This is a genomic window from Candidatus Lokiarchaeum ossiferum, from assembly GCA_025839675.1.
GTDB lineage: Archaea > Asgardarchaeota > Lokiarchaeia > Sigyniarchaeales > Promethearchaeaceae > Lokiarchaeum > Lokiarchaeum ossiferum.
On the sequence record CP104013.1, the window covers coordinates 5910481 to 5932342 of the forward strand.

The 21862-nt window shown below is 34.4% G+C and carries 23 protein-coding genes and 1 tRNA gene; 13 read left to right on the forward strand and 11 right to left on the reverse strand.

The annotated features are described in order from the left end of the window. Positions 1–75: 75 nt before the first annotated feature. The 10 genes from NEF87_RS25100 (at position 76) to NEF87_RS25145 (ending at position 8890) form a co-directional block, all read left to right on the forward strand. Positions 76–1116 carry an aldose epimerase family protein gene (locus NEF87_RS25100; protein ID WP_457918005.1) on the forward strand — a complete coding sequence of 347 codons (1041 nt, stop codon included), beginning with the start codon at positions 76–78 and terminating at the stop codon, positions 1114–1116. A 93-nt stretch (positions 1117–1209) separates the two neighbouring features. Then, entirely contained in the window at positions 1210–1671 is a 462-nt protein-coding gene (locus NEF87_RS25105) for a fluoride efflux transporter FluC (protein ID WP_457918006.1), read from the forward strand. Position 1672: 1 nt separating this feature from the next. Continuing rightward, on the forward strand, positions 1673–2035 hold the full coding sequence (locus tag NEF87_RS25110; protein ID WP_457918007.1) for a fluoride efflux transporter FluC: 363 nt from the start codon (positions 1673–1675) through the stop codon (positions 2033–2035). A gap of 233 nt (positions 2036–2268) precedes the next feature. Then, a complete protein-coding gene (locus NEF87_RS25115) occupies positions 2269–2886 on the forward strand; it encodes an indolepyruvate oxidoreductase subunit beta (RefSeq protein ID WP_457918008.1) in 618 nt (205 codons plus the stop codon). 1 nt (position 2887) lies between these two features. After that, on the forward strand, positions 2888–4798 hold the full coding sequence (gene iorA, locus NEF87_RS25120; RefSeq protein WP_457918009.1) for an indolepyruvate ferredoxin oxidoreductase subunit alpha: 1911 nt from the start codon (positions 2888–2890) through the stop codon (positions 4796–4798). 63 nt (positions 4799–4861) lie between these two features. Continuing rightward, positions 4862–6232 (forward strand): acetate--CoA ligase family protein, encoded by a 1371-nt coding sequence (locus NEF87_RS25125; protein WP_457918010.1) that lies wholly within the window; start codon positions 4862–4864, stop codon positions 6230–6232. Between the two features lie 47 nt (positions 6233–6279). Continuing rightward, positions 6280–7659, forward strand: a complete 1380-nt coding sequence (locus NEF87_RS25130) for a CoA-binding protein (protein ID WP_457918011.1) — start codon at positions 6280–6282, stop codon at positions 7657–7659. Between the two features lie 92 nt (positions 7660–7751). Then, positions 7752–7836: transfer RNA gene (locus tag NEF87_RS25135), tRNA-Leu, on the forward strand. A 129-nt stretch (positions 7837–7965) separates the two neighbouring features. Then, positions 7966–8718: a hypothetical protein gene (locus NEF87_RS25140; protein WP_457918012.1), complete on the forward strand. Its 753-nt coding sequence runs from the start codon at positions 7966–7968 to the stop codon at positions 8716–8718. Positions 8719–8752: 34 nt separating this feature from the next. Next, positions 8753–8890: a hypothetical protein gene (locus tag NEF87_RS25145; protein ID WP_371804217.1), complete on the forward strand. Its 138-nt coding sequence runs from the start codon at positions 8753–8755 to the stop codon at positions 8888–8890. Between the two features lie 9 nt (positions 8891–8899). On the opposite strand, the gene NEF87_RS25150 is transcribed toward NEF87_RS25145, so the two are convergent. The 5 genes from NEF87_RS25150 to NEF87_RS25170 all read right to left on the reverse strand — a co-directional run bounded on the left by NEF87_RS25150 (position 8900) and on the right by NEF87_RS25170 (position 14211). Further along, positions 8900–9775, reverse strand: a complete 876-nt coding sequence (locus NEF87_RS25150) for an inositol monophosphatase family protein (RefSeq protein WP_457918013.1) — start codon at positions 9773–9775, stop codon at positions 8900–8902. Between the two features lie 32 nt (positions 9776–9807). Beyond that, the gene (locus NEF87_RS25155; RefSeq protein ID WP_457918014.1) at positions 9808–12111 is read right to left on the reverse strand and encodes a CDC48 family AAA ATPase; all 2304 of its coding nucleotides are present in this window, start codon (positions 12109–12111) and stop codon (positions 9808–9810) included. A 61-nt stretch (positions 12112–12172) separates the two neighbouring features. After that, complete coding sequence (locus NEF87_RS25160; RefSeq protein ID WP_371804220.1) at positions 12173–13069, reverse strand: AAA family ATPase; 897 nt, start codon at positions 13067–13069, stop codon at positions 12173–12175. 25 nt (positions 13070–13094) lie between these two features. Next, a complete protein-coding gene (locus NEF87_RS25165) occupies positions 13095–13382 on the reverse strand; it encodes a GIY-YIG nuclease family protein (RefSeq protein WP_371806877.1) in 288 nt (95 codons plus the stop codon). A 40-nt stretch (positions 13383–13422) separates the two neighbouring features. Further along, positions 13423–14211, reverse strand: a complete 789-nt coding sequence (locus NEF87_RS25170) for a TatD family hydrolase (protein ID WP_457918015.1) — start codon at positions 14209–14211, stop codon at positions 13423–13425. Between the two features lie 119 nt (positions 14212–14330). On the opposite strand from NEF87_RS25170, the gene NEF87_RS25175 reads away from it, so the two are divergent. Further along, positions 14331–14969, forward strand: a complete 639-nt coding sequence (locus tag NEF87_RS25175; RefSeq protein ID WP_371804222.1) for a hypothetical protein — start codon at positions 14331–14333, stop codon at positions 14967–14969. A gap of 62 nt (positions 14970–15031) precedes the next feature. On the opposite strand, the gene NEF87_RS25180 is transcribed toward NEF87_RS25175, so the two are convergent. From NEF87_RS25180 to NEF87_RS25200, 5 genes are all read right to left on the reverse strand, one after another. Then, positions 15032–15277, reverse strand: a complete 246-nt coding sequence (locus NEF87_RS25180) for an Lrp/AsnC ligand binding domain-containing protein (RefSeq protein WP_371804223.1) — start codon at positions 15275–15277, stop codon at positions 15032–15034. A gap of 205 nt (positions 15278–15482) precedes the next feature. After that, on the reverse strand, positions 15483–15962 hold the full coding sequence (locus tag NEF87_RS25185; protein WP_371804224.1) for a V4R domain-containing protein: 480 nt from the start codon (positions 15960–15962) through the stop codon (positions 15483–15485). A 45-nt stretch (positions 15963–16007) separates the two neighbouring features. Next, a complete protein-coding gene (locus tag NEF87_RS25190; protein ID WP_371804225.1) occupies positions 16008–16310 on the reverse strand; it encodes a thioredoxin family protein in 303 nt (100 codons plus the stop codon). Between the two features lie 54 nt (positions 16311–16364). Beyond that, positions 16365–16916: a Rab family GTPase gene (locus NEF87_RS25195; RefSeq protein WP_371804226.1), complete on the reverse strand. Its 552-nt coding sequence runs from the start codon at positions 16914–16916 to the stop codon at positions 16365–16367. A gap of 534 nt (positions 16917–17450) precedes the next feature. Continuing rightward, positions 17451–17975 (reverse strand): Rab family GTPase, encoded by a 525-nt coding sequence (locus NEF87_RS25200; RefSeq protein ID WP_371804227.1) that lies wholly within the window; start codon positions 17973–17975, stop codon positions 17451–17453. A 257-nt stretch (positions 17976–18232) separates the two neighbouring features. Between NEF87_RS25200 and NEF87_RS25205 the strand changes: the two genes are divergently transcribed. After that, a complete protein-coding gene (locus NEF87_RS25205) occupies positions 18233–19534 on the forward strand; it encodes an MFS transporter (protein ID WP_457918016.1) in 1302 nt (433 codons plus the stop codon). A gap of 70 nt (positions 19535–19604) precedes the next feature. Here NEF87_RS25205 and NEF87_RS25210 read toward each other — a convergent pair whose 3' ends face one another. Continuing rightward, a complete protein-coding gene (locus NEF87_RS25210; RefSeq protein WP_371804229.1) occupies positions 19605–19895 on the reverse strand; it encodes a hypothetical protein in 291 nt (96 codons plus the stop codon). Positions 19896–20541: 646 nt separating this feature from the next. On the opposite strand from NEF87_RS25210, the gene NEF87_RS25215 reads away from it, so the two are divergent. Further along, entirely contained in the window at positions 20542–21852 is a 1311-nt protein-coding gene (locus tag NEF87_RS25215) for an NAD(P)/FAD-dependent oxidoreductase (RefSeq protein WP_457918017.1), read from the forward strand. Positions 21853–21862: the final 10 nt, after the last annotated feature.

Below are 21862 nucleotides of genomic sequence, written 5' to 3' on the forward strand. Positions count from 1 at the left end.
AGTAAATAATTTTTCAAAGTATAGGGGCATTAATATTAATATTTGATCTTGAACTAAACTAATCAGAAAATAACTATGGATATTAAACAAGAAACATGGGGGAAATACAAGTTAATTATTGTTGCCGATCCAGAGACGAATTTTTTAGTCAAACTCTCAACTTTTGGAGCCACTTTAGTTGATATTCAACTTCCAGATCGCAATGGGGATTTATCTTCAGTAACTTATTCACATTCGTCTCCGGAAGACTATAAAAATAAAGTGGGGTATTTTGGGGCTTCAGTAGGTAGAGTGGCTAACCGTATTGGAAATGCTAAATTTGAATTGGATGGAGAAGTTTATTCTCTAAATAAAAATAATGGAAAACATTGTTTGCATGGAGGAAAGAAGGGTTTTTCTTATAAAGAGTGGGTCTTAGAAGGGATTCGGCATGATTCAATGAAAAATAATGTGCGAATAACCTTCCAATATATTAGTCCTGATGGTGAAGAAGGATTTCCAGGACAAATGACTACTCAAATCACTTATATTGTATCTCCGATGAGTATTGGGTGGGAATTCACTGCATCAACCACCAAACCTTCGATTGTTAACCTTACTAATCATGCTTATTGGAATTTGAATGGACTTCATAGTTCAATTGAATCTCATGATTTAACATTATATGCAGATTCATTTAGCATTAATGATGATTCTTGTCTTCCCACAGGTGAATTAGGTAATGTGGCAGAATATAACGTGGATTTTCGTGAAAAAAGGAATATCAAGCTAGCTCTTGAGCAATTTGGAGATATTGATAATAATTTCTTTCTCACCGGATATCAGTTCAAAAAGGATAAAACCGATTTATTCCTTGCTGCAAAATTATGGTCTCCCCTTTCTGGGAGAAAAATGGTTGTTGAAACTACTGAACCTTGTATTCAAATCTACACTGGAAATTTCATGGGCAATATCGTGGCAAATGGAATTAAGTGTAAAAAACACAGTGCCATATGCTTGGAAACTCAAAAAATACCAAATGCAATTAATTTACCTGAGTTCGCAGATTCTGTTATCCTTCGTCCAGACGAAAAATACTATCATAAAACTGTTCATACCTTCAGCATTCAAAAATAATTTTTTCAATATTTTTTAATACCTTCTTAATTTTTAATTCATACTAACCCCTTTATCAAGGATATCAAAAACTGGTCGGGTCATTAAAACAAAATGCATATTAAAAAAATACTTGTTACAGGGGTTTTTGGTTCATTTGGTGCCATTTTTCGGTTTTTAATATATGAAATTATGTCCGTGTTTGTAGATGTTCCATCTTTTTATTCAACTATGGTTGTAAATGTAATTGGCAGTTTCCTTTTGAGTTACTGTGTTCAAAGACAACTAACAACTTTAAACCACAATGAATTTCTTTCAGGGCTTGCACATTATAAAACAGAAATTTTAGGTGGGTTAATTGGTGCCTTTACCACATTTTCAACCGTAATTTATGAAATTTCACTCTTCAATCACTCTGGGGACTATCTCAGATGTTTCATCTACATATTTTGTGCAATCACCTTGGCTTTATTTGCAGTCTTCTTTGGAGAAATTCTTGCACAAAAATCAAATATAAAAAATAATCCCGATAGCATGCAAATATTGCCAGTTATGAAGATTGGAGATTCGGAATAATATGCTACTGGCAGTTCTATATGTTGGGGCAGGAGGTTTTTTTGGTGCAATTCTACATTATATTTTGACTTTAACCTCAAATAATTCTTCAAAATCTTCTTTTCCGACCAGAACATTAGTGGTAAACCTTTTTGCTTGCTTTATTTTGGGACTAATTACGCAGTTTCTAAACCTTTCTGCAGAATTCAACATGTTTTTTATAACTGGTTTTTTAGGATCATTGAGTACGTTTTCGACTTTTATCTTGGATATTCAAAAATTAAGTCGGAAAGAAAAATTTTTTTCAATAATTTATCTTTCTCTATCGATTGGTTTGGGATTACTTAGCTTTGAAGTTAGTTCATTCATTTATGCTTTGTTCTAAGAAGAATTAATTTGTAATTCGGTGAATCTTCCCAAATTTCTTTTAATGTTTCCTTCAAGAGCGATAAACCTTTCAAATCGTGAAAATAGTTTTGAAATTTCTTCAAAAAGAAATAGGCAAACATTCCCATGGCGATGGGTTTCATTTCCCCATTTCCTAAGCTTTAAAGCGAAAATTACATATCTTTTCTCAAGATAGAACGATGCAAAAAAAATCGTTTCGAGAAGATACATATGGAAATAAATCATTTTAACTGTTTAAGCATTGGTGTGGGTGGGCAAGGTGTAATTCGTGCTACACAAATTCTCGCTGATGCTGCATTACTTGATAAACATTCAGTAAGGACTGCTGAAACTCACGGGATGGCTCAACGTGGGGGGTCAGTCACTGGATATTTACGGTTTGGATCGGAAGTGATGGGTCCTCTAATTCCAAAAGGTGGTGCTAATATTATTATGTCTTTCGAGCCAAGTGAAGCTATCCGCGCTATTCCTTATGCGAATGCGGATACCATTATGTTTGTAAATATAAAGCCGATTATTCCTCTGTCAGTATATCAAAATAAAAAAATAGTCTATCCAAGTTTTGAAGAAATGCAGACAAATTTAAAGAAAGTTACCCAAAAAGTACTTTTTATTGATGCTGCCGAATTAGCAATTAAGGCGGGGAGTATCAAAGCTGCTAATGTGATCATGCTTGGTGTAATGCTCGGTTCTGGAGCTCTTCCACTTTCCCGTGAAAATTTGGAAAAAGCAATTATGGATGGTGTTCCTGCGAAAGCGTTAGATATTAATAAAAAAGCCTTTGATCTAGGTATTGCCAAAGGCGAAGAATTGAAGGAGAAGATTTAAAATGAGTTCAAAAAAAATCCCAAATGTTGCTTTGAATGAACCTGGTAAGAAAGTAATTATGTTAGGAAATGAAGCAATTGCGCGAGGTGTTTTAGAAGCAGGAGTAACTATGGCTGCTGCTTATCCGGGAACACCTTCGTCTGAAATCACACCTGCTATTGCTGCTTGTGTACCTTTTCATCCACATATAAATGTGGAGTGGAGCGTAAACGAGAAAGTCGCTTTTGAAGTTGCCTATGCAGGTTCAATGTCAAACGCTCGATCCGTTGCTATAATGAAACATGTTGGTGTTAATGTGGCCACTGATTCTCTCTTTGAAGCGGCCTATCACGGGGTTCGTGGAGGGATGGTGTTAGTTTCTGCAGATGATCCTAGTCAATTCTCCAGTCAAAATGAACAAGATAATCGCTATTATGGTCTTCATGCTTTAGTACCAGTATTTGAACCTTCTACACCTCAAGAAGCTAAGGATATGATGAAGTATGCATTCCCATTTTCAGAAGAACATAATTCTGTTGTTCTTTTCCGAACAACAACTCGAATGAATCATGGTCGTGGAGATGTGGAGTTGGGTGAAATTGAAAAACCTGATCGTGAGATAGGATTTGATTTTGATCGAAATCGCTGGGTTTGTGTTCCATCCAATTCTCGACCTCAACGAACATCTATTATCAAACGAATGGAAGGTATTGCAGAAATTGCCGATGATTTTCCATTTAATGGCCTAACTATTTCTGAAGAAAAAATGAATGGTAAGAAATATGGATTTGTTGCCGCTGGAATTGCCTACTCCCATTTAATGGATACTCTAAACCAGTTTGGTCTTACTGAAAAAGTTTCAATCCTTAAATTAGGATTGGTGCATCCTTTACCAAAAATCATGATGAAAAAAATCATGAATTCAGTTGATGAACTCGTAATTGTTGAAGAATTGGAACCCATCTTTGAAGAGCAGTTTAAAGCTCTGGCTTTTGAGGAACAAATAAACTCAGTTAAAATTCACGGCAAAAATATAATTCCTCAACAAGGCGAATTAACTCCAGGAACTTTAAACATTAAAATTACTCAACTGCTTGGAATTGACTATACTCCGTTTAAAGCTCCAGAATTAGACATTACGGCACCTCCACGTCTTCCTCAAATGTGTCCGGCTTGTCATCACCGAAATACCTATTGGGTGATGAAACAATTAGAACGAAAGCTAAAATTGAAATTTATTAAAAATAATGATATTGGCTGTTATTCCTTAGGGGTCTATAAACCTTTGGAGGCGGCTGATACTGCATTATGTATGGGAGGAAGCATTGGGATGGCAAATGGTTTTGCAAAGATTGTTCCTGAAGGTCAAATTGTAACTGCTTTACTTGGAGATTCTACCTTCTTCCATTCTGGAATTGCACCTCTAACAAACGCCGTGTATAACCAAAATGATATGTTAATCTTCATTCAAGATAACAGCTTTACCAGTATGACTGGTGGACAAGATAATCCTGCAAATGGTATCAAGATCACCGGTGAACAAGGTGTGAAGATCGACATCGCAAAAGTTGTTGAAGGCTGTGGTGTTCCAAAAGAGAATATATGGGTTCAAGAAGCCTATGAAATGGATGCTATGATGGAAAAAATGGAACAAGCCGTCTTAGCCAAAGGAGTTCGTGTTTTTATTGCGAAACATATGTGTTCTCTCCAAGAAATGCGCCTTGTAAAGAAAAACAAGATAAAATTGCCAACTGTTAAAGTTGATCCAGAAAAGTGCATTGGGTGTCAAATCTGTGTCCGTAAGTTCGGTTGTCCTGCAATCAGCTTTAACTTTGAGACTAAGAAGGCATATATTGATCAATCTCAATGTCGGGCTTGCAAAACATGCACGTTTGTATGTCCTTCTAAAGCATTTTATGTTGCTGAAGAATAAAACAGCCATAAAATGGTCTTCTTTTTTATTTTTATTGAACTTATTATTAGGATGTTTATTTGAATGACGAAATTATTCTTTTACCCGAAAACAATCGCAGTTATTGGTGCGACAGAAGATCCTTCGAAATTTGGGAATGCAGTAACAACTAATTTGCTGGATAATCCTAATTTAGAAGCCGAGCTTTTTCCCATTTCACGTAGTAATGATAAAATTTATGGATTGCAAGCTTATAAATCCCTATTAGATGTTCCCAAGGATATTGATTTAGCTATTGTATTGGTGCCTGCAAAAGTTGTACCTTTCATTGTTGATCAGTGTATTCAAAAACCTGTTAAACGAATTATTGTGGTGACTGCGGGATTTGGTGAAATAAATGAAGAAGGGAAGCAAATTGAGCAAGAAATGGCTCGTAAATGTCGTGCAGCTGGAATCCGCATGATCGGTCCGAATTGTGTGGGTATCCAGAATGTGGACATTGGAATGAATGCTTCTTTTATACAATCTCCCATCAAAGGAAATATTAGCATGGTATCTCAATCGGGATCTTTTGGATGTGCGATGATTGATGGCATGCGGTGGAACAATTTGGGGCTTTCAAAATTTGCTAATATCGGAAATGGAGTAGATTTAACCTTCGATGAAATTTTACACTATTTCAAAGAAGATGAGAATTCAAAAGTTCTTTCTGTATATACCGAAGCAGTAAAAAATGGAAAATCATTTTATCAAGAATTAAAAGCAATCACTCCTGTAAAACCTGTTGTAGTTTTGAAGGGAGGAAGAACTCAAGCGGGAATGGCAGCTGCGGGTAGTCATACTGGCTCTCTTGCTTCCAATTACACCGTTTTAAAAGCAGCTGTTGACCAATCAGGGGCTGTTATGTGTGAAAAGATGGAAGATTATGTCACTGCTCTAAAAACTTTTTCGCTTTTGCCCTTACCTAAAGGAAATCGAATTGCGGTCTTAACTAATAGCGGTGGGGCAGGTGTTCTCTACAGCGATAATGCGGAAGAACAAGGTTTAAAACTTGCTCCCTTTTCCGATTCATTAATAGAAAAGTTAAAACCTTATTTGATCGACTTGGTTCAAAAAGTAAATCCTTTAGATATGATTGCTGGAGCCAATGAAGATACCTATTATCAAGTTACTAAGGTGATGTTGGAAGATCCAGAAATTGATATTGTAATTCCCTGCGGTGTTTATCCCCCATTTTTGGGTATGAAATTTGAAAACAATTTTAGTGGGATGATAAAGGCCTGGAATGAAACTGGAAGAAAAAAACCAATGTTACCCCTATTGGTATTTGGTAGTGGTTATGAAGGTGTGGTTGATCTTGCAATTAAAGAAAATGTTGCCTTCTTTTCGACTCCTCATGAAGCAGCATATGCAACTAAAATTTTAATTGATCGGATGAATTTCCTTCTTCGTTAATTTTTTCATAACTTTTTTACTACTTTATGAATAGTGATATATTATTCATGCCCCATATCTTTTTCAATCCAAAATCAATTGCTGTGATTGGAGCGACTAATAATCCTAAAAAATTTGGGAATGCAGTCACAAAAAACTTGCTAAAAACCCCCCAATTACCTGTCCAACTTTACTTTATTTCTAAAGGAACTAAGGAAATTAATCATACTCCCACATTTTTATCCATTCGTGATATTCAAGATAAAATTGACCTGGCTATCATACTAGTGCCTGCTAAATTCGTGGAATCTGTGATAGATGAATGTATTTTGAAACAAGTTCAAAGAATAATAATTGTCACTGCGGGATTTGGAGAAATTGATGCGCAGGGAAAATCCTTAGAAAGTATTATTGCGATGAAATGTCGTTCTGCAGGGATTCGGGTTATTGGGCCGAATTGCGTTGGAATTGAAAATGTAGATATCGGATTAAATGCTTCTTTTATTCAAACACCTTATAAGGGCAATATAAGCATGGTTTCCCAATCGGGTTCCTTTGGTGGAGCATGTATTTGGGAATGGTATGAACAAAATATAGGGTGTTCCAAATTTGCGAATCTGGGAAATCAGATTGATATTAATTTCATAGACATTTTAAAATATTATAAAGAAGATAAAAATTCAGAAGTTATCGCAATTTACGTAGAAGCGATTAAAGAAGGGAGAGATTTTTTTAATGAATTAAAAGAAATAACTCCATATAAGCCTGTGATTATCCAAAAAGGAGGTAGGAATCCTACGGGCTTGGCTGCAGCAAGTAGTCATACCGGTTCTATTGCAACAAATTATAATATATTTAAGACGGCTGTGGAACAAGCAGGGTGTGTCTTATGTGAAAATATGCCCGATTATATTACTGCATTGAAGACTTTTTCACAGCTTCCTATTCCTAAAGGTGGCAGGATTGCTGTTTCTACCAGTAGTGGGGGGAGTAGTGTTCTATTTTGTGATCATGCCGAAAACTTTGGTCTAAAATTAATTGATTTTAGTAAAACGTTCATAGAAAAAGTCCGGCCTCATTTAATTCCCTTAGTTAAGTACGTAAATCCCTTGGATATGATTGCTGGAGCCACTGAAGAACAATATTATATTGTGACAAAGGCAATGCTTGAAGACCCCGAAATTGATATTGTCGTTCCTTGTAGTTTAGTTCCACCCTTTATGGATTTTGAACCCCAAGCTCATCTGCGAGGAATTGTTCGTGCATGGGATGAAACACATCGGGTGAAACCTGTGATTCCTTTAATGGTTTTTAGTGAAGGATTCCAAGAAATTAAAGATTTACAAAAAAAATCGCACATTCCAGTCTTTTTCAATCCTAGAGAAACCGCTTTGGCAGCCAAGTTTTTAGTTGAACGCATGAATTTCTTAAAACGTTTTCAATCCTAATTAAAATGTAATTGAATTCGTACTGAAATCGTAAAACTTATTTTCTATTTAACTTTCTTTCTAGTTAACTTTCTTTAATTATATCCATTTTTGCGGGGATAATCAAGTCTGGTCCACGATGCTGGACTCAGAATCCAGTCCTATAGAGGCGCGAGGGTTCGAAGCCCTCTCCCCGCACTATTTAATTTTAATTTCAAATTATTCCCCTTCCCAAATCATTTTTAATGGAAAAGCCATATTTTAATATAAGATAAGAAGATCTTTTACTCAATTACGACCTTAAAATTTACAAAAAACTGATTTGTTATGGATGATACTGAAATTCCTCAGAAAGATGAACAAGAAGTCAGAGTTTTTCAATTAAATGATGAACTCGCTGAGTTTGAAGAGTTGGAAATAGAAGCAGAAGTTAAGCTCCATGAAATTCTCAAACCCGACTTAATATTATATTTCGTTCAGGCTTCAAAATACCGATCTTACATATGGGCTGGAAGTGAAACTTCAGTAAGAATGAAATTTATCGCAGCGAGTGCCGCTTCCAATGTGAGAGATAATATTGGTCCTGCAATCAAAATAAGTACTGTGGACGAGAATGAGGAATCAACACCATTCAAAATTTTGATTGGATTAGAAGAAGAAAAAACGTATGAAGAGGAACAAACCGGTCCTGCGTATTCGGGTAAAGCTGAAGATGAAGTTTTATTAAAAAACCTAACTCTCGAGAATATTGTTCTTCTCCTTGAAAAAATAGGTTGTCCAGATGGATATACACGGGAAATGGTCATTGATGGGAAGAATATTTACGGGTATCATGAAACTTACAAAGAATATCTTGGGGAAATCATTAAAGAACGAAAATTATATCGCTTACAAGAAAAAGTTCCCGATGGTCCTTATATGGCGGAAGGATTAGTTCCTCGCATGTTGATGAGCTATAATCGGGTTGTTTTAACCGAACTCCTTCGGAAAAAAACCTCCGATGAAATTGAACTTGAGGAAATAAATGAGAAAAAAATTCGAGAAACTCAATCCTCTGAAGCCCCTTTTACTGCATCATAATATTCTTATTCGCTGATACATTGAGGAAACTATCATGAGTCACAGACGTGTTCAAGCAAAAAGAAGAAGAAGTAGTCAACGGCGAGATGCTAAAAGACAATGGATTGCTTATACTATCGTATTGGTGATTGTAGTGTCAGCAATAATCGCTATTGCTTTATCAATGCAATAACGGTTTGATTTAAATATTCAAAATGTCCCTTCTTTTTTCCTTTAGTTCTTTAGAAAGTGTCGGAGTAAATGCTATTAGGGAATAATGTAAATTAAGTGATACTTCATGATTTTTTATTGAAGTAAAATCTTCATTCCAGACAATTCCTCCTGCTTCCGTAAGGATTAAGATTCCTGCTGCAATGTCTACTATACGTGTAATGCCTCGCATATCGAAATAAATATCTAATCCTCCTCGTGCCACTAAACACAATTCTAAAGCACACGCTCCAAATACTCTTACTTTCCGGACTTGAGTAAGTAAATTTTGCTTGAATAATTGATAATCGGGAAGAATTCTTCTCGGATCCAAATCCGTGCCTAAAATTGCTGTGGAAATAGTAGTTGCTTCAGAGCAGTGAATGGGTTTTTCATTGAGATAAGATCCATGCCCCTTTTCTGCCACATATAGATCATTGGTTGCTATATCATATACAACCCCTATCTGGAGATCTGTGAAATTGGCACTTGTTGCATAAGCAATTGAAATACAATAAAAAGGAATTCCTCTTTTTGCATTAGTAGATCCATCAACTGGATCAATGAGAAAAAAATTAGAAGTTGATTTATATTGAACGGAGTCTTTTTTAAAGAATAATTCTTGGTCTGCATCCCAATATCTGTTCCCAATTTCTTCAGATATGACATTGAATGATTCTTTATATTTTTTTAGACAATTTAATATAAAATTTTCCGCTTTTCTATCAATTTCAAGCGTAATATCACCTCCTGCACCCCGTGAGTATGTTTTTTGTCCTTGAACTGTGCCCACAATTGGTATAATCTCTTGTGCTGCTTCTTTAATAAGGTCGCTTAATCTGTTTGTCCATCGATTTGTATAAATCATAAAAAATCACGTAGTAAAATGAAATAAAAAAATTAAGAAAAGAGTCCCGGTTCTTTGAATGGTGCTGCTGCTCGTATCTTTTGATTTGAGAGTTTTTCTGAAATTTCGTTGTATTTTGCAATTAAATCCGGTGTAAGAGATGCTTGAATTTTCTTGAGTGCATATTCAAGGTGTGCTAAATCTATCATTTCAAAATCCTCTAATTTTTCTCGAATGGCTTGCATCCCTGCTTCTCGCACAACATTTTCTAAATCTGCACCACTGTATCCCATTGTATTTTCAGCAATAGAATCAAGTTTGGCTTTAGCATTTTCTGCCAATGGCATATCTTTGGTATGCACATCTAAAATTTTCTTACGTCCCTCTACTTCTGGGGCTGGAACATAAACCAATCGATCAAATCGACCTGGTCGTAATAATGCAGGATCTAGAATATCGGGACGATTAGTGCTTGCAACAATCACAACACCCTTCCTATCTTCTACTCCATCCATTTCAACTAATATTTGGTTAACTACTTGCATCCCCACATTGGAACCTGAAGATGCACCCATTCCACCTCCTCGGTTGGCTGCTATGGCATCTATTTCATCAAAATATATAATAGATGGTGCGGATAAGCGAGCTTTGCGGAAAATTTCACGAACTGCTTTTTCGCTTTCTCCTACAAATTTTGAAAAGATTTCTGGACCTTTTACTGTTAAGAAATTGATTTCTGATTCTGTAGCAACAGCTTTTGCCAATAATGTCTTACCACAACCAGGTGGGCCATAAAGAAGTACCCCATTTACAGATCTAATACCTGCTTTTTTATAGAGATGCGGATATTTTAGAGGCCAATCTATACTTTCTTTCAATTCTTGTTTAACAGATTCTAAGCCTCCAATATCATCCCACTTCACATTGGGTACCTCAACTAAAACTTCTCGCATCGCACTTGGTTCTACCATTCGAAGGGCGTTTTGAAAATCATCATCAGTGATTTGTAACGAATCGAGAATTTCAGTTGGGATTGGTTTATCTAAATCGATTTTCGGAAGTATTTTTCGAAGTGAAGACATCGCTGCTTCCCTTGCAACGGCCATTAAATCTGCACCTACAAATCCGTGGGAAAGCCTTGCATATTCTTTTAACTCTACATCAGTTGCTAAGGGCATGCCTCTGGTGTGGATTTGCAATATTTCTTTTCGACCATCTGCGTCAGGAACCGAGAGTTCTATCTCCCGATCAAATCTCCCAGGACGTCGTAGTGCTTCATCAATTGAATTAACACGATTTGTAGCGCCTATCACAATGATACGTCCTCTTCCTTTTAATCCATCTAATAAACTTAACAATTGGGCAACTACACGACGCTCTACTTCACCAGATACATTTTCTCGTTTTGGCGCAATAGAGTCGATTTCATCAATAAATATAATTGAAGGGGCTTTTTCTTCTGCTTCTTTGAAGATATTTCGCAACCGTTCTTCAGATGCACCATAAAACTTACTCATAATTTCCGGACCATTAATGGTTATAAAAGTTGCATTCGCTTCTTGAGAAACTGCACGCGCCATCAACGTTTTTCCTGTTCCCGGTGGTCCGTGGAGCAACACTCCTTTTGGAGGATCTATATTAACGCGTTGAAATAATTCGGGATGTTTCAAAGGTAATTCTACCATTTCCCGAATGCGGTGTATTACTTCTCCTAATCCACCTATATCATCATAAGTCGTAATATCTCCCATGGAATTAGTCGCCACAAAACCTTCCCGAATTTCAATGGCTGTGGAATTCTGAATTTGAACTATGCCCTTAGGTTTAGTCTCCACAACTGCAAATCTAACTTCCCCTATGGACACAGTTGGTGTTTTCAAGAATGGCATCATTTCTTTTAATTCTTTATAGGGGCCATTTCCTTGTTCCTTTTTCGCTAAATTAGAGCCTGATACGTTTATAATATCTCCTGCTTGTACTGGTTTATTCAAAAGGTTTAGTTTGATTTGCTTAATGCTCGATGAGAGCTTTAAATCTGATTGAATTAAACTAAGTACTACCTTATTGGCGATCGAATAATTACATTTGCGAATTTTTACATATTCTCCAATTCCAATTCCCGCATTCCTCCGAGTTAATCCGTCTAATAATATAATCTCCGTTTCTGAGGTTGAAGTTGGGAATAGAATGGCAGCGGTATTCTTTTTTCCGATGATCTCTACGATTTCGCCAGGTTTTAATTCCATTTCTTTTATTACGCTTGTATCCATTCGGCACATAAATCTGCCTGCTGAAGCTTTTGCTATTTCCGCAACACGTAATGTTTTAATGATTCTATTGTCGTCTGTTGGTGCCATACCACTCATACTCATAATAATCAAGTATATATAAAAGTTAATGGTGTAAAAAATTATGGATTCAGTTCGATAAGGATTCGTTTAAAAATTCCAAAAATAGGTTCATCGAAATTTTCTCATACTCCTTTTGCTCTTTCCAAATTAAGAATTTTTTCCGTAATTCTGAAAGAATTTTTGGTGCTTCGATAGAAGAAAGTGGAATATCATATTCTTTAAGAAGTAACCGATTTATGTCTTCCTTATTCGATTGACTTATTTTTTCCGTTATAATATCGTGGATGAGTGATCGAGATAATTTCTCTGTCTCATTTTTGGATTCATCTACTTGGCTTTCCTTTGAATTTTGATTTAAAGACATTTGTTTCGATTCTTCCTCTTTTCGTTTGTTATTTTCAATTTCGATACGAACTTGATTAAGTGTCTTTTCTATTGCTCCATCTAAAGAAATTCTACTGAAATCTATCTCCAATTTAGGGGCATCCCACTTGTATTTCTGCCCGGGAAAATCAAACTTCACTTTAATTTCATGAATCAGTTTGGATGGAATTGGACTTCCTCGCCCAAAATTCCACTTCAAGCATACTTTTTCAGGATTTGAGAAATAAATGGGAATATAGATTGCATTTTCGTTGATACTCATTTCAAAATAACGATGACGCATTGATATAAAGTAATGTAAATCGTCCACAATCACAACTGAATTTGATTTCAAGTTTTGGTGTACTCGTTTAAATTTTTCAGCTTGTACTTCATTTTCTTTTTCGGGTTGGAAAATTGGCCCAAACATTTCTGTTCGAATTTCATCAATATCAATGATTGTTACGCTATCAAACATTGATTCAAAATTACAAACTTCTTGCAATAATTGAGCAAAAGTACTCTTACCCGAAGCAGGGAGTCCCATAAGTAATATTAAAATCGGGCGGGTGGTGTATTTTGGCTTTGTTATTTCATTCATTTAGTCTAACTTCTCCGGTGGTAAGTTATTCGATTTTTTCTTTTAAATTGTTTTGAAATTTTTCTATCAATTCCCATTTTTTAGCGGATGAAAATGATTTAATTTCATATTCTCGTTTCATTACTTCACTTCGAGATAGCTGCATTTCAAAATATGCCAAATCTATTATCTTTCCTCGAGTATATTTGGCCCCCTTTCCAGTTCGGTGTTGTTCAATTCTAATCATGAGATCTTGAGTTGATCCAGTATATAAAGAAACTTTATTTGTTTTCCGACTCGTGCACTTAAGAATATATACATAATAAACTCCGATTTTGATTCACCTGAATTTCTATAATTTTACTGGGGTCAAGTTATTTTAGATTAAAGAAAGATTTGCAATTATGGGTCGTAATCTCTGCAATATCATCTTTAGATATGTTCTTCAATGTTGATATTTTTTCTATTGAAAATTTTAGGTATTGAGGTTCATTGACTTCAAATTCTGGTTTGGGTTGCAGAAAAGGGGCGTCAGTTTCTAACATTATTTTTTCAATTGGGAGTCTTTTGGCGATTTCTTGATTTATTTTTTTATAATAAACGGAAGTGGGAATTGTAAAATACCAATTATCATGTTCTAGACTTCGGGCAATATATTTTTCTGCTCCAATAAAACAGTGAAGTAAAACTCCTGGAAGATCTGAATATTTTTCTTCTTCTAAGATATTCACTGCATGTTTTTCCGCCCATCGACAGTGAATTACTACTGGCTTTTGCATTTCGATAGCAAAATCCAATTGATCCCTAAAAATTTGTTCTTGAAATTTTCGTAATGAAGAGTCACGGACCTGTAAATAGTCTAAACCAATTTCTCCTAATGCTAAAAACTCCTCTGAATGCTTTCGAAAGTGATCTTTGAAAAGCTTTACATCTACATCGGGTTGAACGGCTTCTTCTGGGTGAATTCCAATAATATTCTTTATTATGGGAAATTGTTTTCCCAACCTCAAACATGGTTCAAAATCATCATATTTAATTCCCGTGTTGATAATTGTTGTGATTCCTTGCTTTTGTGCGCGTTTGATCACTTGATCGACTTGTTTCAATAACGTCGGCCAGATCAGATGTGCATGAGCATCAATTATTTCTTTTAATACGGGCATAGAGCATCAAATCCAATGGATTAATAATATTATAAAGCATAGAATTAAGTAAATGTTTTAGGATTAATTACAAAAATTAGATCATAACTAAATTTTTCATGAAACAAAGAGAGATAAATATGCCAGAAGGAATTGTGATAATCGATTGGGATGAATTTGAGGGAGGAGTTGTGTCATTTAAATATCCAGACATTGAAGTTCCATCCAATTTAGTTCAGCTTTTGCAAATCTCTCACTCGTTCAACCCGGGATTAATAACTATTCAAGAAACTGATTTTCATGCTTTATCCATTGGGAATGAAGATTTACAGAAAGTTATTGTGCTAATTTTGAATAAATTTGAAGATGCAAGTGATTTCACTGAAATTATTTATACTATTAATAAATCCGTATCGGATCACTCTGAATCTCAAAAATTAGAAAATGAATTGACTCGTATTTTTGGCTTATCCCAATCTGTATTTAAAGCTCGAGAAGCGGTTTTAACTAAACTTGCGAATGAGGTCACTGAGCTAAAAAATCGAGAGATTGATTTGAAATTATCTTTAGAATGGCTGCTACTCAATGAAACATCCCCTGAAAACCAGATTATTTTAGTGTTGTTGCGTTACGGTTCAATGCAATGTTCCAATCTTACCAAATATATCGAACTCCCTGAAACTGAAATACAATCTTTATTAAATGAGATGGAAACAAAAAAAATCTTAGAAAATCGTGATGGGTTCTATTTCTTACTCATTCATTACCAAATTAGCTAAAATGTTCCTAAAATCCAAAAAAGATTCTTAATTATTCAAAGAGAAAAGAAAAAGTCAAAAAATTATTTAGCTAAAGTAATGAGAGTGCTACTCTTTTTAATATCAAATTTCTTCCGCAAATCCATCATAAAACTGGTCATTTCTTGAAGATTGTTTAACTCTACCTTGATTATCAGGTCATAATCCCCATAAATCAAATGAACCTCTTTCACTTTATCAATACTTTGTACTTCATTAAAAATATTTTCTGTTGAATTCGAATCCGTAACCAACAACACGAACGCCACTACTTTATCTGCTGAGCTCATATTTTACACCTATTATCAGAATTATAATACACGTATTTTAATGTATATGTTTTTGTTCCTAAAAATACTTGCTTTCATTAAAAATTCCATGAAATAGTCTATAAATCTTTGTAGAATTAATTTGGTTGAAAAAAATGCCTTCAGTCGCTCCATTACGTTAAAAAATATTCATAATCCTTGATCTCTAATTTTCCCATAAATGGAGTTATTCCGAAGGAACTACAATCATAAATTTACACATTTTCGCTTCTTTACCAGATAAACGACATTCTAATTCTTGCGCAAAACAATGTTTCCCAGTGATACGTTCCACAATCCCTGCAAATAATCCCGCTTCAAAAGAACAAAATCCTTGCTGGATTTCAATATTTGGGATGTCGATATCTTTACACGACCTGCAAGATTCCAATCCAAACGTAATGTGGTCTGAATTTTCTTCCAAAAGATGGAATGTTCCGAGGTGATAAGAATCTGATACTTGTTTTAATATATTTACAAGTTTTTTATCTTCCATTGGTTCATCATCGATGGTACTCCCAAGTTCATGTCCAATGAAATAAAAAATTGCTTCTAATTGGTTTCCCAAGGCATATAATGCCCCGATCTTTAAATCCCCTATATTAGATCCATTTTTTAAAAGCAATTTCATTTTTTTTAGCATTCCTTCAAGCAAAATTCTATTCATACAAACCCTTCCTTTTATTCTCCTTTTCCTTTTTATGCCTTTCCCTTATTCTTCCATAAGCATATCTTCATCATCAAAAGAAACTGAAGATAAAAATCCTTGTAATATTGCATCCGTCATCTCATTTTTATCAATTATCACCGAAAGGCGAGTTTTTCCAATGATGAGTGTCGGAACTGATATTACATTGAATTTTCGTGCGATTTCAATATCCGATGCTATGTTTATTTTTTTTATTCGTAATTTGTTACCAAAAAGACTCATATTTATTTCATTCAGCATTTTCGTTACGCTTTTGCAAGGAGCACAATAGGGGCTCGTAAAATAATAAATTAATGGATATCCCATATTTGCAACCTACTTCTCCTTGATTTCTCTTCTTCCTCAATTGAAAATGGTTTTTTAGCTTTCTTTCAATGCATTTTTTACCAAAATATCAATGATTGAATTGAATGCATCTTCGACATGTTTTCCTGTTTTGGCTGATGTAAGATAAAAGCCTAAAAAGCCTCGTTCCTTGGCAATTTTTTGGATCGCTGCTTGATCATAGGTTTCCTCGTCAATTAAATCGCTTTTATTCGCAAAACACACTGTTGGGAGATTTCCGCAGTAATTACTGATATCATCTATCCATTCGTTAACGTTGTGCATCGTTTCATCTCGTGTCAGATCATAAACAACAATTGTGGCTTTGGCTCCGTTATAAAATGTTGGACGCATAAATTTGAACTCACTTTGTCCAGCAATATCCCAGAAAAACAATCGTGCTCTAATATTTTTGTTCTCACCGACTATTCTTTCATACCTAGAAAATTGCGCACCAAGTGTCTTGATATAGTCTTTATTAAAACTGCCTTGTGTGAAGCGTTTGATGAGCGATGTTTTTCCGGCGGCCCCATCCCCAATAACACAAATTTTGAAAATAAAATCGTTCGTAAATTCCTCGTCTGCCATATTTTTCACATTTCACAAAAATTTTTTTGTGGTTGAATTAATATATTTAATTTAGTGAGTTTCTCTTAAAAGAATTGTGAGTACAAACACAACAAGACTAATCGCTTTTAAATAAGAGAAAAAAGATCCTTAAAAAAATTCATGATTATTGGAAAAAAAACTTACATATTGTTGCCTCCTATCGACTCTTTTTGGATCTTTTAGATTTCGTTTTTATTTTCCTGCACTTGAAGTTTTTTTTTTCTAAGACTTCTTATTTTGAAAAGTTGCAACATTAGAATGGCCGATTGAATTGGGGTTAGATATAATAAGGGGGAATTCAATGGAGTATTAAAAGTCCACGGGAAAGTTTTATAATTATGCAAAGTGTATTCCATTTTTTTTTATGACATTTGAATCCTTGTGGAGTTCACTATTTTGAATTTTTTTTTAAAAACCATTTTATCACAATATTAAATTTACATAAACTCCAATACCTCTAAATAATTGGTTAGATAATTTAAAATTAAGAATTGCTCTGAAAAAGAGAAAAAATTAGATAGTTTTGACAATCGTCATAATCAGGTCTTTAAATGCTTCTTCGACCTTTTCCCCAGTAGCGGCCGACGTTAATATCAATGGAATATTATATTTTTTGGCATACTCATCCGCCTGTTCTTGAGTAATTACCTTATTTTCTTCCAAATCAATTTTATTGCCAATTAAAATCATAGGAACTTTATCACCACGGATTTCAATTAAGGATCCAATCCAATCATCGAGATGATCAAAGGATGCTTGAGATGTGATGTCGAACACGACCAATGCTCCTTGAGACCCTTCCAAATATAATTTTCGCAACTTTCTGTATGCTTGTTGTCCACCAAGATCCCAAATTTGAACGCTAGCGGTCTTTCCCGCAAAATCGCCATCAAGTGTTAATTTTTTTTTGAGAAGGTTTACTCCCAAAGTTGATTTAAAATCACGTGAAAACCGGTTTTCGATGTATCTATAAACTAAACTTGTCTTTCCAACTGCCCCGTCTCCGAGAAGACAAATCTTAAGAACGTAATCTGCCATTTTTCTTTATCCCAATCCGTGTTATTTTTCAAAGATAGTTTCGTAATATCTTGAATTAATAATTATTTAATTAGCGACTTGTTCTTAAATTTGTTTTTATCTATTGAAAGTAAATCATAAGAAAATCAAAATTGGAGTGAAGAAGATATTAAAGAGATCTCTGCTAAATAAAGGGAATTGGAAAGTGTGGGAAGATTAATATCAAAATATTGAAGAAGGATAAAAAAAACTATAATCAATGTTGCTTTAGGCAAAATGTGGACTTAAAAATCCGAAGATTGTTAATTTATCTTTTGCCTTTTATTGGTGATTTGACCAATATGATTTTGAGTGTGCTATTCATTATTTATGCAGATTCAGTGGGGTTTTCAACAACAAAAATCGGGTGGATTATTTCTGCGTACGGTCTAAGTTATTTAATTATGCCTTTCTTGATAGGCAAACTGGTGGATCGGCTTTCCCATAGGAAGAGCTTGATAATAGCAACCACTGGTCAGATGGTGAATGCAATAGTTTACATTTTTATGATGGATTTACCTATTAATATTCTCTATTTTGTGATAATTGGGGGTCAAGTGACACGTGCAGCAGCTTATTCTTTCTATTGGCCTTCAATAGAATCATTCCTTTCAGAATCCACAAGCAAATCGTCTGAAGCCCATGAAAAGAGTATTCGATGGTTTTGTATTAGCTGGGGTTTTGGAGCTGCAATTGGTTCCCCAATTGGGGGGTTTTTTTCGGATTTAAGGATAGTAAATGGTTATATTATAGTTCTTTTGGCATATTTTGCTGCTTTATTAATTGTGATTGTGGCGATTCCTAAAAACAGAGGGTTTCAATTGTTTCCTACAACCAATTTTTCATCAGAAGGAATATTAAGGTTCGATGATGGAAAAATTGCTCCGTTAGCACAAAATGTTCCCAAAAATGGGCAGAATGATGTTAGCAAACCCGAGGTCTTGTCAGGTCACACAATATCCCCTTCTGATCCATCCTCGGAGAAGATCAACTTAAATTCTCTCGCTATTCTCCTTCTTTTAGGGACATTACTCTATGCAATTTGTTCAAAAGGTTTCTTGGGATATTTTCCAAATTATGCTGTGATTTCTGGAGGTCTAAATTTATCCGGGTTTGTCACTGGTCAGGTGCTTTTTATTTTTGGTATCGGACAATTTATCGCCTTTATATCTGGGAAATTTCTCAAAAATAGTTTTTTCGCGCTAAAATCCTCAATTTTGATTATATCCATTCTTTTTTTAACTATGGCTTTAGTAAAGAATGTTATTATTTTATCGATCATTATGTTTATTGCTGGTTTTTTTATAGCACGTGTATATTATTTATCTCTCGAATTAACAATGAAATATGAACCTTCCAGCAAAGGTGCGAAAGCGGGTCTTTTTGAAAGTATGGTTGGCTTAGGTTTAGGAATAACTCCCATCATTGCTGGATTTATTGCAGAATTCAATCTCACTATTCCTTTTTATACATTTTCTTCTTTATGTATGATATTTTTCATAGGTTTTTCAATCTATTTGTATAAAAATAAAATTAAATGAGTCGAATTGAGGGCAGAAAAGAATTGAAAAAAGGGAAGTTAAAGAAAGTAATGACATTGATATTAAAAATTTAAATCAGTTTTTCTATTTCTTGAACCTTATCCCATATGCTTGCCCCTTTTTCGGTTAAAAAGATAACTTTCTCATTATCATCGTTTAGCTTATATGCGATTAACTTATGGGCGAGCAGGTCTTTTTTTACTCGAAAATATGAATTGGCATAACTTTTTTCCTTCTGTAATTGTTCAAAGAATTTGGATTGCACGATTTCTTTTTCCGGAAACGAATGTAAAATGCTTATTGTCTCAGAAAACCCTCTTTTGCGAAAGAGATTGAAAAACTTTAAAGTTTGATTTCCCATGATATCTCAGTTTTGTTTTTTGAATTATTTTTTTTGAATAAAAATTATATTCTACTAAATAGTTATAATCACAAATTTTTAAAACTTAGCTTTTTCTTTAATTAACTTCTTAACAAATTTCAACGAACAACCTTTTTGAAAAAAGGTATAACATAATCTTTCAGTATCAACAATGGATGAAAATGGTAAGAATAACATTTCCATAGTTATTTTTCAATCGTTGACAAAAATGGATGAATGCTGACCAGAAAAATTCAAAATATTGATTTTACCTATTTCTCAAATCATTAATTTCCTATTGTAAAAATAATACAAAATATAGAAATTTCATTCTGGAAAGAGTTAGGGAAAATTTCAAATTATAATTCATCATGGTTGAAAACCTACCATCCAGTCTTAAGATCATGAGACATTGCTTATGACTTTGATTATCTTAATAGACTAATTATTCATAATATGCATCAATTTTAAATCGAATTGTAGCTATTTAATTCATTTCAATAACATACAACACACAAGAGGAAACATTAATTAAAATATGTCATTTTCTTGACATAACGTTTCAGTTAATTTAAAGCCTTTCTGGATGGGATACTAAATGAAAGGTGCAGTAAATTCTTTAATGAAAAAAAAATTATCATAGGTAATGGAACCGCGTGTTCAACAATCTCAGATCTATGAATTTATTATTATCGGAGCTGGGATTGCTGGAGCAAAATTATTTTACCATTTATCTCAAACAGCAACTTGTCTCCTGATAGAAAAACGTTTTGAGGCAGATCAAAATAATTCTATCGCAAAAGTTTTGTGTATGCATGATTTACCTTGGATGGAAGAAGTTCCTCTTGGTGATCCATCTATTTTCATTCGGGATCATTGGACTTCTGTTTATGCTTCTCGAAAATCCGAAGTCTGTGTTGATGGCCATGAGTGGGGTGCACCATTGGCAAAAATGGTAAATTATCAAAATTTAATTAATTGGTACATTGAAGCAGGGGTGAAATCCGGAGGTAAAATGTTGTGGGGCGCTGAAGCACTTAAAATTAATCCTAAGTCGAACTCACTTCTCATAAAGATGCGTTCAAATTCTTCAGAGTATTTAATCAATGGACGGATGTTTATCATTGCTTCGGGTGCCACCGGGTATAATTTAAATTCCCAAGTTAAATGTTCTGTCCCGGATACTTTTAATACTGTTTCAACGACTTTTTTTGGAACAAGGGATCAAATCTTGAAAAATGTCCCTCATGATTATATCTATCGTTTACATCCTCAAATTAGTACTACCGGTATGCTCTGGCTAAATCGGGGAAGGAATTTTTTCAACATTGGGTTTGTATCGGAAGAATCCCATGAAGAGATGGGCAATAAATTTCTCAGAATTTTGAATAAATACGAGCCTCTTAAAAATTTCTTCCAAAATCTTTCACCACAACCAAACATTATGACTCCTAATGCTTTTTCCTATGGTTGTTCTCCTAGATATCCTGTTGAAAAAAATTTTGCTGAAAATATTATTACAATTGGTGATGCGGCAGGATTATTGTATCCTCTCTATTTTGAAGGAATCGTTGGAGCGGTCGTGTCTGCTAAAATTGCTTCTCAAGTTCTTAAAAATTTGTACGAATCTCAAAGTGGTTATTCAGCCCAATCTCTTAAGCAATATCAAAAACAATTGAAGTGCAGTTTAATCGATTCTTACATAAAAATGGGGACTATATCGGATGAAATGTTTTTCAAGGGAGGAGAAAAACCCTCTTTCTCAATATGGGAAGCGTATTTACAAGCTATAAAAGAAGTTCCACAAGTTCGCAAAAATATATGGACTGCCTATCAATGCGACGACTTAGGCAACTACCCCGAAGAAAATGATAAATGGTGCGGAGAGCAAATTTATAAACGTCTCCCTATTGCAAAAAAAATCACTCTGGCTCCGTTCTTTTTAAAATTTAAATAAAATTTCTGCT

Excerpts from the sequence above, each read along its gene's own strand:
- NEF87_RS25215 (WP_457918017.1), top strand. The coding sequence starts at position 20,542 with ATGGAACCGCGTGTTCAACAATCTCAGATCTATGAATTTATTATTATC.
- NEF87_RS25170 (WP_457918015.1), bottom strand. The coding sequence starts at position 14,211 with ATGCCCGTATTAAAAGAAATAATTGATGCTCATGCACATCTGATCTGG.
- NEF87_RS25190 (WP_371804225.1), bottom strand. The coding sequence starts at position 16,310 with ATGGGATATCCATTAATTTATTATTTTACGAGCCCCTATTGTGCTCCT.
- NEF87_RS25140 (WP_457918012.1), top strand. The coding sequence starts at position 7,966 with ATGGATGATACTGAAATTCCTCAGAAAGATGAACAAGAAGTCAGAGTT.
- NEF87_RS25180 (WP_371804223.1), bottom strand. The coding sequence starts at position 15,277 with ATGAGCTCAGCAGATAAAGTAGTGGCGTTCGTGTTGTTGGTTACGGAT.
- NEF87_RS25110 (WP_457918007.1), top strand. The coding sequence starts at position 1,673 with ATGCTACTGGCAGTTCTATATGTTGGGGCAGGAGGTTTTTTTGGTGCA.
- NEF87_RS25200 (WP_371804227.1), bottom strand. The coding sequence starts at position 17,975 with ATGGCAGATTACGTTCTTAAGATTTGTCTTCTCGGAGACGGGGCAGTT.
- NEF87_RS25150 (WP_457918013.1), bottom strand. The coding sequence starts at position 9,775 with ATGATTTATACAAATCGATGGACAAACAGATTAAGCGACCTTATTAAA.
- NEF87_RS25125 (WP_457918010.1), top strand. The coding sequence starts at position 4,862 with ATGACGAAATTATTCTTTTACCCGAAAACAATCGCAGTTATTGGTGCG.
- NEF87_RS25100 (WP_457918005.1), top strand. The coding sequence starts at position 76 with ATGGATATTAAACAAGAAACATGGGGGAAATACAAGTTAATTATTGTT.
- NEF87_RS25160 (WP_371804220.1), bottom strand. The coding sequence starts at position 13,069 with ATGAATGAAATAACAAAGCCAAAATACACCACCCGCCCGATTTTAATA.
- NEF87_RS25210 (WP_371804229.1), bottom strand. The coding sequence starts at position 19,895 with ATGGGAAATCAAACTTTAAAGTTTTTCAATCTCTTTCGCAAAAGAGGG.
- NEF87_RS25145 (WP_371804217.1), top strand. The coding sequence starts at position 8,753 with ATGAGTCACAGACGTGTTCAAGCAAAAAGAAGAAGAAGTAGTCAACGG.
- NEF87_RS25185 (WP_371804224.1), bottom strand. The coding sequence starts at position 15,962 with ATGAATAGAATTTTGCTTGAAGGAATGCTAAAAAAAATGAAATTGCTT.
- iorA (WP_457918009.1), top strand. The coding sequence starts at position 2,888 with ATGAGTTCAAAAAAAATCCCAAATGTTGCTTTGAATGAACCTGGTAAG.
- NEF87_RS25155 (WP_457918014.1), bottom strand. The coding sequence starts at position 12,111 with ATGGCACCAACAGACGACAATAGAATCATTAAAACATTACGTGTTGCG.
- NEF87_RS25175 (WP_371804222.1), top strand. The coding sequence starts at position 14,331 with ATGCCAGAAGGAATTGTGATAATCGATTGGGATGAATTTGAGGGAGGA.
- NEF87_RS25130 (WP_457918011.1), top strand. The coding sequence starts at position 6,280 with ATGCCCCATATCTTTTTCAATCCAAAATCAATTGCTGTGATTGGAGCG.
- NEF87_RS25105 (WP_457918006.1), top strand. The coding sequence starts at position 1,210 with ATGCATATTAAAAAAATACTTGTTACAGGGGTTTTTGGTTCATTTGGT.
- NEF87_RS25115 (WP_457918008.1), top strand. The coding sequence starts at position 2,269 with ATGGAAATAAATCATTTTAACTGTTTAAGCATTGGTGTGGGTGGGCAA.
- NEF87_RS25195 (WP_371804226.1), bottom strand. The coding sequence starts at position 16,916 with ATGGCAGACGAGGAATTTACGAACGATTTTATTTTCAAAATTTGTGTT.